The sequence below is a fragment of the Anaerobacillus sp. 63XJN7_4_ISO-PGPR-S23-413 genome, assembly GCF_056173725.1.
The window spans coordinates 2355337-2368673 of record NZ_CM149688.1 but is presented as its reverse complement, the minus strand read 5'-3'; the positions used below and the strand labels follow the sequence as shown (position 1 = coordinate 2368673).

Annotated in this window: 9 protein-coding genes; 6 read left to right on the top strand and 3 right to left on the bottom strand. The window is 38.2% G+C overall.

From position 1 onward, the window contains the following. Positions 1-434: 434 nt before the first annotated feature. Complete coding sequence (locus AC0VYO_RS12490) at positions 435-1616, bottom strand: ROK family protein (protein ID WP_475367487.1); 1182 nt, start codon at positions 1614-1616, stop codon at positions 435-437. 138 nt (positions 1617-1754) lie between these two features. Between AC0VYO_RS12490 and AC0VYO_RS12485 the strand changes: the two genes are divergently transcribed. The 4 genes from AC0VYO_RS12485 to AC0VYO_RS12470 all read left to right on the top strand — a co-directional run bounded on the left by AC0VYO_RS12485 (position 1755) and on the right by AC0VYO_RS12470 (position 7114). Further along, entirely contained in the window at positions 1755-3056 is a 1302-nt protein-coding gene (locus tag AC0VYO_RS12485; RefSeq protein ID WP_475365320.1) for an extracellular solute-binding protein, read from the top strand. Between the two features lie 204 nt (positions 3057-3260). Then, positions 3261-4139, top strand: a complete 879-nt coding sequence (locus tag AC0VYO_RS12480) for a carbohydrate ABC transporter permease (protein ID WP_430242945.1) — start codon at positions 3261-3263, stop codon at positions 4137-4139. Positions 4140-4152: 13 nt separating this feature from the next. Beyond that, entirely contained in the window at positions 4153-4974 is an 822-nt protein-coding gene (locus AC0VYO_RS12475) for a carbohydrate ABC transporter permease (RefSeq protein WP_475365319.1), read from the top strand. A gap of 28 nt (positions 4975-5002) precedes the next feature. Beyond that, a complete protein-coding gene (locus tag AC0VYO_RS12470) occupies positions 5003-7114 on the top strand; it encodes a glycoside hydrolase family 52 protein (RefSeq protein ID WP_475365318.1) in 2112 nt (703 codons plus the stop codon). 105 nt (positions 7115-7219) lie between these two features. On the opposite strand, the gene xylE is transcribed toward AC0VYO_RS12470, so the two are convergent. Together xylE and AC0VYO_RS12460 are read right to left on the bottom strand one after the other, a co-directional pair. Beyond that, positions 7220-8629 (bottom strand): D-xylose transporter XylE, encoded by a 1410-nt coding sequence (gene xylE / locus AC0VYO_RS12465; protein ID WP_475367654.1) that lies wholly within the window; start codon positions 8627-8629, stop codon positions 7220-7222. Between the two features lie 161 nt (positions 8630-8790). Further along, complete coding sequence (locus AC0VYO_RS12460; protein ID WP_475365316.1) at positions 8791-9411, bottom strand: YesL family protein; 621 nt, start codon at positions 9409-9411, stop codon at positions 8791-8793. Between the two features lie 754 nt (positions 9412-10165). Between AC0VYO_RS12460 and xylA the strand changes: the two genes are divergently transcribed. Together xylA and xylB are read left to right on the top strand one after the other, a co-directional pair. After that, positions 10166-11497 carry a xylose isomerase gene (xylA, locus tag AC0VYO_RS12455; protein WP_475365315.1) on the top strand — a complete coding sequence of 444 codons (1332 nt, stop codon included), beginning with the start codon at positions 10166-10168 and terminating at the stop codon, positions 11495-11497. A 50-nt stretch (positions 11498-11547) separates the two neighbouring features. Continuing rightward, positions 11548-13035 carry a xylulokinase gene (gene xylB, locus AC0VYO_RS12450; protein ID WP_475365314.1) on the top strand — a complete coding sequence of 496 codons (1488 nt, stop codon included), beginning with the start codon at positions 11548-11550 and terminating at the stop codon, positions 13033-13035. Positions 13036-13337 lie beyond the last annotated feature (302 nt).

The window sequence follows — 13337 nt, the reverse complement described above, 5'->3', positions numbered from 1 at the left end:
GCGATTTTTAACATCACCGATTTAAAAGGATTGTAAAAGAAACGTCAGCAAGGGGTATGAACGGTGAGAAGATTGCAAGCTGTCGATGTAGCCGAATGATCAGATTCTTTATGATGAAGGAATAATTGAAATGTATGGGGAAGAATCACTTGCATTTGTAAGAATGGGGAAGGGTGATGTAAATACTGTTTACTCAAGAGAGGAAAGATAATATAACTTTTACATTAGGCGATTAAAGGTGAGTTTTATTGAGCGGGAGATCAAATGACAATAGAAGAGCTAAAATGTTTGAACATTTGTTATGATAATAGCACTCACATGCATGTATTTATCGAATTGATTATCCATTAAAAATCGGAAAAAAGAACAACTATTGACTGTTTCTCTTTTCCGATAAGTAACATACTAGGTAGCAAGTAAAGCGGTGCTCTCTTTTAATTAACTAAATCGATCTGAAGAAAGTTTTCAACTGTAAAGGCTACTACGCCTAGGGCAGAAGAATGAGTTGAATGCTCAGAAAAATCAATCCTAAGTCCTTTTTGTTGAAATCTTTGTGTATGATCCTTGATATGTTTGTTTATTGGTTTTTTTAGCCATTTTTTGGCTGAAGCGAGACGATTTCCTATGATAACTTGTTCCGGATTGAATATATTTATGATATTGTTAATGCCGATTCCAAGGTAAGTTCCTATTTCTTCAAACAAATCAGCAGAACGCTGATCCGTATTAGCCAGTTTAATTAATGCATCTAAACAAAGTTCTTTTCCTTTGTGTGGGTTTAACTTTAATTCTTTAGCTTTTTTAAGCAAAGTATTCTCGGAAGCATATAATTCCCAGCACCCCTTATTCCCGCAGCGACATTCGAGGCCATTCACATCAATTGTCATGTGGCCCATCTCTCCTGAAAAACCCTCATGACCCTGATAAAGTTTACCGTTCAAGAGTAAACCAACGCCAATTCCAATTCCAGCACTAACATATACAATATTATCAAATGCCTGACCAACTCCGAATTTCTTTTCGCCATATGCTCCAGCATTTGCTTCATTTTCGATGATAACTGGAATGGCAAACTCATCTTCAATAATGGTTTTTAACCTAATGTTCTTCCACCCCAGGTTTGGAGCTAATAAAATTTCGCCGTCTTTATTCACAATTCCTGGTACGCCAATTCCAATTCCTATTACACCATATTTGCATGAAGGAGTGTTCATTGAAAGACTCTTGATCATGGCAATGAGTTGAGACTCAATTTTTTTATATGTTAAATCATAGAAATTCAACTTTTCCTCTTTGACAATGTTGCCATTTAAATCTGTTAAGATGCCTAACATGTAGTTTACACCTAGATCAATTCCAATTGAAAAACCGGCAAGCTCGTTGAACAGAAGCATAACGGGTCTTCTGCCACCACTCGATTTTCCAGGGCCAGATTCATATATCAAATCTTCGAGAAGGAGCTCGCTGACAAGAGAGGAAACAGTACTTTTATTAAGCCCGGTCATTTTCGCTATATCCGCTCGTGAAATCGGAGTATTGTCTTTTATTACTTGTAGTACGATCGATTTATTCCCTCTTTTTACAACGTGTTGATTCCAAGTGTGGTTTAGTGTCATTTTCATTTTGTTCCCCTTTTCGATTAACTTCTTACCAGTATTCTAACATAAACTTAGTTTATCCAGTAGACAAACATAAATACATTTGCTATTCTGAATTTACGGAAAGCGGTTTATTAATTATGAGGGGGATTTTAGATGGGTTATAAGAAAGCGGTTACATTTTTTGTGATGGTTATATTCACGGTCTTACTAGCTACAGGTTGTGCTTCTTCAAGTAGTAATGAAGAATCGAGTGGTGATACGAAAACGATTGATTTCATGCACCTTTGGCCTGAAGGGAGTTCTAAAGATCACAATAGAATTGTAAGCGAAATCATTTCGGATTTTGAAAAAGAAAACCCGGATGTGAACGTTAACCTTGAAGTGCTTAGTAATGAACAATATAAAGATAAGTTAAAAGTATTATCTACGTCAGAACAGCTACCCGATGTAGGAATGACTTGGCCGGCAGGATTTTTGGAACCTTATGTGGATGGTGAGATGTTTACACCGCTAGATGATGTTCTGGATGATGGATTAAAAGATCAATTTGTCTCAGGTACAACTGAGGCATATGGGATTGATGGAAAGACGTACGGACTTCCACTTGAATTAAATATTGCAACTGTCTTCTATAACAAAGCGATTTTTGAGAAGTATGGTCTTAAGGCGCCTAAAACGTATGAAGAATTAAAAAACGTAGTAAAAACATTGAATGAAAATAATGTGGAACCAATCGCACTAGGAAATAAAGATAGATGGACTGGCTCATTGTGGTACATGTATCTTGCAGATCGAATTGGTGGATCAGACGTGTTAACTAAAGCTATTGATCGTTCTGGCACTTTTGAAGACCCGGCCTTAGTGTCAGCAGCAGAAAAGGTTCAAAACCTTGTAGACATGGGAGCGTTTGAGAAGGGGTTTAATGGCCTGTCAGATGAAGAAGCCAAAAGTATGTTTATGAACGGACAAGCTGCTATGTATTTAATTGCAACTTGGGATCTACCAAACTACACGACGAATGAAGATGTTCCTCAGGAGTTTAGAGATTCAGTTGATTTCTTTAAATTTCCAACAGTTGAAGGTAGTGGTGTTGAGAATAGTTTCGTTGGTGGTCCAGGTGTTGGGCTTTTTGTAGCGGAAAATTCGGATGTGAAAGAGGAATCGAAGGAATTCGTTAAATTCTTCGTAGAGAAGTGGGGAGAGAAGTCTGTAGAAGAAGCTGGCGTAATCCCTGCAACCAAAGTGAATAGTGAAAATCTAGAGCTTCCAGATATGTACAACGATGTACTGAATGAATTAAATGAATCTAGTAATATCACTTTGTTCGCAGATGTGCAAATGAAGCCAGAGGTGGCCCAGATTCACCTTGATGCCATTCAGGCGCTTTTCGGAGGAGAAATTACACCGAAAGAGTTTGCGAAGTTGCACGAGAAAGCACTCTCAGATTCTGAGTAATGGGAAATAAAAGTATAGCTGGCCTCTATTGTAAGTGAGGCCAGTTTCTTTCCTTTCTAATAACAAAAATAGTTAATAAAGAGGCGTCTCAAATTTACTTTGTATTTTGTTTAAACATATTAATTTTTTCAATGAAAATAATGTGGTCGTCCTCTCGAGCGAGTAGGTAGCATTTTCTAATCTGAACAGTATGGAGTTGTGGTTATGAATAAAGTTATGTCGAATAAGTTTGTCATTGCGTTATACGTTCTACCATCTCTGTTATTAATAGGGATCCTCATCTTCATTCCGTTACTATTGAGTGGTTATTATGGGTTAATGGATTGGGATGGTATAAGTGCGATGAAATTTATTGGAATGGATAATTATATCAATGTTATTCAGGATGATAAGTTTTGGGATAGTGCTCTACATTCTTTTCTTCTTGCATTGTTTTCAACACTCAGTTTGATTATCTATCTGGCCATTTCTCTTATCCTCGTATCGAAGATAAAAGGTGCCGATCTATTGAGGAAAATCTATTTGATCCCTATGCTTTTATCTTCTGTTGCGATCGCACAGCTATGGATTAAAGTCTACAATCCAAATAATGGGATACTGAATAGTATTCTTATAGGGATTGGAATTGATAATCCGCCTTCATGGTTAGCGGAGCCTACGCTTGTATTATACGCCATTTTTATCCCAATTCTATGGCAGTATGCAGGGTTTTACATATTGATCTATTATGCTGCGCTTAAGAATATTCCAGATTCGATTATTGAAGCTGCAAGGATTGATGGGGCATCAGCTCTGCAAATCGCTTATAAAATAAAACTTCCTCTTATTATGGGCGTCGTAAAAGTGACTGTCGTACTTGCCATTGTAGGTTCTTTAAAATATTTTGATCTCATTTACGTTATGACTGGCGGAGGGCCGAACGGGGCTAGTGAAGTTATGGCTTCCTATATGTATAAGCTAGCTTTTTCAAATTATGAGTTTGGCTATGGAAGCGCGGTAGGTTTTATGCTTCTTCTAATAACGTTGGTCGTGACACTCATCATTCGTAAACTGACGGAATCGGATGAAAATATCCAGTACTAGGAGGGCTTCTTTTATGAATCGTTTAGGTTATGTCTTGCTCTATCTCTGCTTAGGGATATTAGGTTTATTTCAAATATATCCAATCATTTGGTTGTTCTTATTCTCTCTGAAAGATAATCAAGAGATTTTTTCGGGATCTCCTTTTTCCTTTCCCAGCAAGTTTAATTGGGAAAACTACCAGAAGGTTTGGGATGGAGGGATTGCCCTATATTTCTTCAATAGTGTATGGATTACAGCGGTAGCCATCCTATTAACAGTGCTATTAGCAAGTATGACTACTTTCGCGATAACAAGAATGAATTGGAAATTCAGCAAACTAGTACTGGGCTTATTTATGATTGGTTTGATGATTCCGATTCATTCAGCTCTCATTCCATTGTTTAATATGTTTTTAAATGTGAATTTGATTGATCATCCATTGTCTATTGTTATCACTTATACGGCATATAACTTACCGATCACAATGATGATTTTACTAGGATTCTATTATACGTTGCCCCGTGAGATCGAAGAAGCAGCGATTATTGACGGTTGTTCTATTCATAGATTGTTTTTTAGAATTATTTTGCCAATGACGATTCCAGTTATGTCTACAACCGTAATTATTAATATGATTTATAACTGGAATGAGTTTGTATTTGTTAACACGTTTATTAGCTCAGATAAGTACAAGACGTTAACGGTTGGTATTCAGAATTTCATTGGTCAGTACATGACGGATTGGGGGGCAATCGGAGCTACTTTGATCATTAGTGTGCTACCGATTTTAATTGCATTTATTTTTTTCAGTAACAAGGTTGTAGAAGGAATATCATCTAGTGCAGTTAAAGGATAGCCTATTATAGGAAAAGAGAGGGATAGTTATGCCAGAAAACAATTTTTTTAATGCTCATCATTCACCGATTGGTGCTTTCTCAAGTTTTACATTTGGTTATGGGGGTAATGGTGGTGGACTCGATTTAGAACTAGGGCGTTCACCGAGGAAGAACATATACGTTGGACTGGAATCACTGAAGCAAGAAGGTCATTATGATGCTCTTCCATTCTTTGATGCGAATGACGATGAGAGTAAGCGGTATGATATTGAGAACCCGGATCCTAACCCAGACAATCCTAACATCATTATTTCCTTTCCCAAAGACCAAGTTGAACGAGATTTTCAACTATGTACGGATACCTGGAAAGCAGGTGATTTAACATTTACGGTGTATTCACAGGTTCATACAGTAGAGAATCCAGAAACAGCAAGCGAAGAGGAATTGAAACGAACGCTTGTCCCAGCAGTTCTAGCAGAATTAACCATTGATAATACAAAGGGAGAGAGAAAGCGTCGAGCCTTTTTTGGATACGAAGGGAGCGACCCCTATTCTTCGATGCGGCGATTGGATGATACGGCAGAAGAATTGGCAGGTATCGGTGAAGGAAGAATAACGGCTATAGCAAGTAAGAAGGCTGAAACGAAGTCAGCTATGCACTTTAGTATGGAAAATATCCTAACTACTCCTTTCGAGGAAAATTGGACGTTTGGTCTCGGACCAGTAGGTACGCTTATTGCTGATGTTCCACCAGGGGAAAAAGCGACGTATAAATTTGCCATCTGCTTCTATCGAGGTGGAATTGTGACAGCTGGTATGGATACTTCTTATTTCTACACAAAATACTTTTCAAACATAGAAAGCGTAGCAAACTTCGCCATTGGAAACTTTGATGAGCTGAAACAACGGGCACTGCAAAGCAATGCGATGATTAGTGAAGCAAATTTATCGAACGATCAGAAGTTCATGATGGCCCATGCGGTCCGTAGTTATTATGGAAATACTCAATTACTTGAACATGAAGGGAAGCCTTTCTGGGTAGTTAATGAAGGCGAATATCGCATGATGAATACATTTGATTTAACAGTGGATCAGTTGTTTTTTGAGATGAAAATGAATCCTTGGACAGTGAAGAATGAATTGGATATGTTCATTGATAGATTCAGTTATGAAGATCAAGTTCGTTTTCCAAATGAAGAAGAACTGTATCCAGGTGGAATCAGTTTCACTCATGATATGGGCGTAGCGAATACGATTAGTCGTCCACACTACTCTTCTTATGAAGTTTACGGGATTGATGGATGTTTCTCTCATATGACAGGGGAGCAGCTGGTTAACTGGGTACTCACTGCGTCAGTTTATATTGAACAAACCCATGACGAACAATGGTTATTAGAAAACTTAACTATTTTTAAAAGCTGTTTCGAGAGTATGTTAAATCGCGACCATCCAGACCCAGTTCAGCGCAACGGATTGCTGGGGCTGGATTCAAGTCGTGTTATGGGCGGAGCAGAAATTACGACGTATGATAGTTTGGACGTTTCCTTAGGGCAGGCTAGGAATAATATTTACCTTGGAGGGAAAATGTGGGCGGCCTATGTCGCGCTAGAAAAGATTTTTTCAGAACAAAGGGAAAAAGAGCTGGCTACATTAGCTGGAAAACAAGCAGAGAAAAGTGCTCATACGATGGCAAGTCATTTGACGGATTCAGGCTATATCCCTGCTGTGATTGGGGAGAATAATGATTCTAGAATTATTCCTGCAATTGAAGGGCTAATCTTTCCATATTATACGAATTGTAAAGAAGCTCTTGATCCGGAAGGAAGATTTGGGGAGTACATTAGGGTTTTAAAAGCACATCTTGATACGGTTCTAAAAGAAGGCGTGTGTAAGTTTGAAGATGGAGGGTGGAAAATTTCCTCTACTAGTAACAACTCCTGGCTTAGTAAAGTGTATCTTTCTCAATTTATTGCTCGTGAAATATTGCATCACGTTGATGAAAACGGAGCAAAAGCGGATGCGGCGCATGTGAAATGGCTGACACATCCAGAATTGTCAGTTTGGAGCTGGAGTGACCAGATTATCTCTGGTGAAATAACAGGAAGTAAATATTATCCCCGAGGAGTTACAAGTATTCTATGGTTAGAAGAAAAGAAATAATACTGACAAAAGGACGAAACCGATTAGGTTTCGTCCTTTTGTTTTGCTAAGTGTGGGAACATTACAATGAACAAGCTCCCCGAGAAGCGAGGAGCTTTCATGAGATTAGGCCAATTTCTTTTCCTTATTACCTTTTTTTCGTAAAAGCATTTCTAATTCTTCTAATGATTTACCTTTTGTTTCAGGAACAAACTTCCAAACAAAAATGGCTGATAGAATACTCATAATTCCATAAAAAGAGTATGTAAGACCACCGCTTACTTCCATCATCATAGGATAAGTAGAAGAGATTAAGTAGTTAGCCGCCCATTGAGCAGCAACTGCGATTGCGACGGCTTGTCCTCGGATTTTGTTCGGGAAAATTTCTGAAATTAATACCCAAACGATCGGTCCCCAGGACATCATAAAGGAAGCTGTATAAATAATAATGAAAACTAAAGTGGCAATACCGATAATGCCAGAGAAAGCCATTCCAGCTACGCCGAACATTCCGATTGTCATACCGATTGAGCCGACAATGAGAAGGGGTTTTCTGCCCCATTTGTCAACCGTTAAGATGGCGATAATCGTAAAGATCACATTGACTAATCCCATGATAATCGTCTGAACCATTGAGGCGTCTCGTGCTGCTCCCATGCTTTCAAAGATTCGTGGTGCATAATAGAGAGCGACATTTATCCCTACAAACTGTTGGAAAATAGATAGCAAAATACCTATAAATACGATGGTTTTCCCAAAAGCAAAGAGTTTTGCTTTATTCGTGTCAAATGAATTTTTTATCTCATATAGGGTTGCCTTAGCCATCGTTTGATCATGAATTTTTGAAAGGATAGCAAACGCTTCTTCATTTTTATTGATAGATACGAGGTACCTTGGTGTCTTAGGCACCGTAAACAATAGCAACAAGAATAATAGAGCTGGGATAGCTTCAGAAGCAAACATATACCTCCAGCCTATATCATTCATCCATTCTAGGGGGTGCCCCTTAGCGATGCCCCAGTTAACGAAATAGACGACGAGCATCCCGAAAATAATAGCGAATTGGTTAAGAGATACTAACGTTCCTCTTATATTAGATGGAGCGATTTCTCCAATGTACATTGGAGAAACAGCTGAGGCTAATCCAACCCCGATCCCACCTATGATTCTATAAAGATTAAACATAATTAACAAAGAGTAAGTCGGCTCCTCACCATAGCCAAAAAACAAAAATTCGGGATAAGCTGAGCCGAGAGCTGATAGTAAAAAGAGTACAGCAGCTAGTATAAGAGAATATTTTCTGCCAATCTTTTTGGAAAAGTAACCTGATAAAACCCCACCGATGATACAGCCAATTAACGCACTTGATACAGTAAGTCCGTGAACCAGCGAGCTAAGCTGTAAATGATCTGAGAAGTATGTCTGTAGTGACCCTTCTGCCCCAGAAATTACTGCCGTATCGTAACCGAATAAAAGTCCTCCTAAAGTTGCAACAAGGGTGATTAACATAATGTAAATGCTCCGTCTTAGTTCCATTTTTTTACAGAGTAGAGAATATCTACTCTTTCCTCCCTTCAAATGAAATCGCTTGCAATGTTTTCATTTTATCAGAGGTTTCTTAGTTTGTATAGTGGATAAACTAACTATAGGTTTATTTTTATTTATGTTAGAAATCACTGGAGCATGTTTGTAAGTTCTCATAGATGTTGAATCGAGTTTTTACTGGTTACTTTAGAAAATGCATGAAGAGATAGCCACATAAGAATGAAAGCTGTTGCACTTCCTCCGAAGATAAACGCTAGTGCAGGTAGTAGTTTAATTATAAAATAGATAGACGTTAGACAAATAACCATCATTATCGTAGTTAAGGGGCTAAGCAACATTATAAAGAAAGTATTTTTGAAGACAGTGCTCAGCTTAATTTCGAAATGAACAAAAGTAGGGAAAATGTATAAGAATAGTAGTCCAATCAATAGAATAAAAGCGAACAAAGGAATATAAGTCCATTGAACTGGATGTATCTGCTTGATGTAAAACAAATCAAGACAGATAAAGCCAATCAAGAAATATAAAATTGCTCCTAGAATATTTCCTTTCCAAAAATCTGCTTTATAATAATGCCAGAATGATTTACTGATTGATAACTGTGTATTTCCTTTTAACCATTGTCTAATAACAGCAAACATAGCAAGCGTAGAAGGGAAGATCCCAAGTAGAATCCCTCCTCCTAATGAAAATAGTAACCAAAGCAAATTGAGAAGAGCTAGTTTCGTAATCCACTCAAAGGTACTATAAAAAGCATTAAATGTATTTGTCATTTCTATACCCCCGTCTTAAAACATAGCTATTAGCTTATGTGTTTAGATTACTATAAACTAAAAAAAGTATATCACAATAGCCTGATACTCCTCGTTATTTGTTAACTGCTATCGTAGTGTTTGAAATGAATTTTCTATGAATTTGAGTAGGATAGATGAATGTTATATTGTCGTCTAAGTTAATATAGCAGCATTTACGACTTCCTAATTTGGGGGGAGGGATATAATGAAATCCGATCAATATAAGAACGTTGAGGCAAGCAGAAGCAATATTTGGAGGAGTATATATGGCTAGCAATATAAATGACTTACAGAGGGGGGGCGGATCGTACCCCATTTTTTTAAGTAAAGAAGATCGGTAGAAGCAGAAAATTAAGTTGACTGTAAGTGCATTCGTGAAAGAGAAATACCATTGGATGAGTAATCTCTTACTAGTGATGGAGTCTTATTTTTCCAAATCAACTATTAATGATATAACTGCCTCTACAACTAGTATCTATTTGACTAAATTATTAATATTGTTCACTTTAGTAATTTTAAACTTAGTTTATCTAATAGACAAACTAATGTAGGGGTGCTATACTTTTGGGTGAAAGCAGTTACATAAAGTCATTAGAAACTAGATAAGTTTAAAGGATTTTTTTACTGTAGGTGACACCATGTTCTCTGCTTTACATCATGAAGTTCTTATCCAGTAACAGGTAGGGTAAGTGTACGCATTGGTTAGCTAATTTTATTTGAGGAGGAGATTATTTTGGGTTATTTTAACAACATTAATCGTATTCAGTATGAGGGAGCACAATCCACAAACCCGTTTGCATTCAAATATTACAACCCGAATGAAAAAATTGGTCATAAAACGATGAAAGAACATCTTCGTTTTTCGGTTGCTTACTGGCATACATTCACTGCAGATGGTGCTGATCCATTTGGTGCCGGCACGATGATACGTCCATGGAGTGAATACAGCGGTATGGATCAAGCAAAAGCAAGGGTCGAAGCTGCATTTGAACTGTTTGATAAGCTAGATGCGCCATTTTTCTGTTTTCATGACGTAGATATAGCTCCTGAAGGAGAAACACTTAAAGAGTCATATAATAACCTCGATACCATCGTTAAGATGATAAAAGACTACATGAAAACAAGCTCTACAAAGCTGTTGTGGAATACGGCAAACATGTTCACCCATCCGCGATTCACTCACGGAGCTGCGACCACCTCTGAAGCAGACGTGTTTGCTTATGCAGCAGCAAAAGTGAAGAAAGGACTGGAAGTTGGGAAAGAGCTTGGCGCAGAGAATTATGTATTCTGGGGTGGACGTGAAGGATATGAAACTTTGCTTAACACAGATATGAAGCTTGAACTAGACAACCTAGCACGCTTTTTCCACATGGCGCTTGATTATGCAAACGAAATTAATTTTACCGGACAATTTCTTATTGAACCGAAACCAAAAGAACCATCAAAGCATCAATATGATTTTGATGTAGCTACATCTCTATCATTTCTTCAAAAATATGATTTGCAGAACCATTTTAAATTCAATATCGAAGCGAATCATGCGACGTTGGCAGGTCACACGTTTGAACACGAACTCCATACCGCTCGAATAAATGGCATGCTAGGATCTGTGGATGCTAATCAAGGTGATACGCTTCTTGGGTGGGATACTGATGAATTCCCAACGGATTTGTACGCTACTACTCTCGCAATGTATGAGATATTAAAAAATGATGGACTTGGAAAAGGTGGCTTGAACTTTGATGCTAAGGTTCGTCGGAACTCCTTCGATCCTGACGATCTTTTCCACGCCCATATTGCTGGGATGGATAGCTTTGCAATTGGATTAAAGGCGGCTCATCAAATGTTAGAGGATCGAATTCTTGAGAATTTTATTTCGGATCGCTATCGTAGTTTCTCAGAAGGTATTGGGAAAGAAATTATCGAAGGAAAGACGGACTTTCATAAGCTCGAGAAATATGCTTTAGGACTTAATGAAATTGAGACAAAATCAGGACGTATGGAAAAACTAAAAGGTGAGATTAACTCATATTTACTAAATGCTTTTTCAAATGTTCGTGTATAAGTTAAAGAATGAAACTTATAGTAAATGGTTGAGGGAAAGGAGGAAGCACCATGAGCTATGTTATTGGAGTCGATCTAGGCACAAGTGCAGTCAAAGTCATCGCTGTAGATCGAACTGGGCAAGTTCAAGCAGAAGTATCAAAGACATATCCGCTTCATCAACCGAAGTCTGGATACAGCGAGCAAAACCCTGACGATTGGGTGGAACAAACCCTTCATGCTTTGGAGGAGATTACCCGACAACTTCCTTCCTCGGCAATTATTGAAGGAATGAGTTTCTCTGGGCAAATGCATGGGCTTGTATTACTGGATCAAGATAATAAGCCTCTTCGGCAGGCCATTCTCTGGAATGATACAAGAACTACTGAACAATGCCGAACGATTGAGAAACTTGTGGGGGAAAAGAGGTTGCTTGAAATCACCCATAACCCTGCGCTCGAAGGATTTACACTTCCTAAATTACTTTGGGTGAAAGAGAATGAACCAGATTTATACGCTAGAACTAAGGTTTTCCTCCTTCCAAAAGATTATGTACGTTATCGTTTAACAGGCGAGCTCCAGATGGAGTATTCCGATGCAGCCGGGACCTTGATGATGGATATTAGTGGGCATAAATGGAGTGAAGAAGTCACTTCCAAGACTAACATCAGTCTATCCCTATGCCCACCGTTGATTGAATCTACTGCCAAAGTCGGTAATATAACAAAGGGATTAGTGAAAGGCTTGGATAATGTAGAAATCTTTGCTGGTGGTGCTGACAATGCATGCGGGGCTATTGGAGCTGGGATTCTTAGAAATGGTAAAACACTCTGTAGTATTGGAACTTCTGGCATCATTTTGTCATATGAAGATCGCAATCAGCTTGATTTTAACGGCAAGGTTCACTTTTTTAATCATAGTAAGCCGGGTGCTTATTATACAATGGGGGTCACGCTTTCCGCAGGTCAGAGTCTGAACTGGTTTCGAGACCAATTTGCCGAAGGAGTGCCATTCGATGAATTGCTTTCTTCTATCGACAATATCCCTGCAGGTGCGAATGGATTGCTCTTTACGCCATATTTGGCCGGAGAGAGAACGCCGCATGCGGATTCATCCATACGAGGCAGTTTTATCGGAATGGATGCTTCACACACTAGAACTCATTTTGTAAAAGCAGTATTAGAAGGGGTCACTTTTTCGTTGAAGGAGTCACTTTCTATTTTTAGAGAAAATGGAAAAGACATTCAAGAAATTGTTTCTATTGGTGGTGGGGCAAAGAATGATTCCTGGCTACAAATGCAGGCGGACATTTTTGATGCTACTGTTGTTAAGCATGAGAGTGAAGAGGGGCCAGCCCTTGGGGCGGCGATGCTAGCAGCTGTGGGTTGTAACTGGTTTTCTACACTTGAATCCTGCAGTGATTCCTTTATAAAAGTGAAAGAACGTTTCACTCCGAATCAAGCTAATGTAAAAGCATATAAAAAAATGTTTTCGATTTATCAATCCGTATATGTTCAGACAAAAGATTTGAGTGAGCAGTTAAAATCAATTCGTCAATAAAAAATGAGTATGAGTAAACATTAGCTTGAATTGAATAAAAAAAAGGGCCCGTTCATCAGTATTGGATAAACGGGCCCTTTTTTTGCAGAGTTTGTTCCTATTCTAGTTAGCTTTTTGGGAATTATGCTGGTGGATTTAAGAAAGTGGAACTTTAGGGATTATCTAGGTGAAGATAAGCTAGGAACCCATTTCTAATAAATACAATTCCAACACCAATTGGCTATTTATCGTTCAAATTGTATTTTAGGAGCTCTATCATATTTGTTGTGGTTTAAGAAAATAGGACATAAAAATACTCGCAA

Excerpts from the sequence above, each read along its gene's own strand:
- AC0VYO_RS12480 (WP_430242945.1), top strand. The coding sequence starts at position 3,261 with ATGAATAAAGTTATGTCGAATAAGTTTGTCATTGCGTTATACGTTCTA.
- AC0VYO_RS12485 (WP_475365320.1), top strand. The coding sequence starts at position 1,755 with ATGGGTTATAAGAAAGCGGTTACATTTTTTGTGATGGTTATATTCACG.
- AC0VYO_RS12490 (WP_475367487.1), bottom strand. The coding sequence starts at position 1,616 with ATGACACTAAACCACACTTGGAATCAACACGTTGTAAAAAGAGGGAAT.
- xylB (WP_475365314.1), top strand. The coding sequence starts at position 11,548 with ATGAGCTATGTTATTGGAGTCGATCTAGGCACAAGTGCAGTCAAAGTC.
- AC0VYO_RS12460 (WP_475365316.1), bottom strand. The coding sequence starts at position 9,411 with ATGACAAATACATTTAATGCTTTTTATAGTACCTTTGAGTGGATTACG.
- AC0VYO_RS12470 (WP_475365318.1), top strand. The coding sequence starts at position 5,003 with ATGCCAGAAAACAATTTTTTTAATGCTCATCATTCACCGATTGGTGCT.
- xylE (WP_475367654.1), bottom strand. The coding sequence starts at position 8,629 with ATGGAACTAAGACGGAGCATTTACATTATGTTAATCACCCTTGTTGCA.
- AC0VYO_RS12475 (WP_475365319.1), top strand. The coding sequence starts at position 4,153 with ATGAATCGTTTAGGTTATGTCTTGCTCTATCTCTGCTTAGGGATATTA.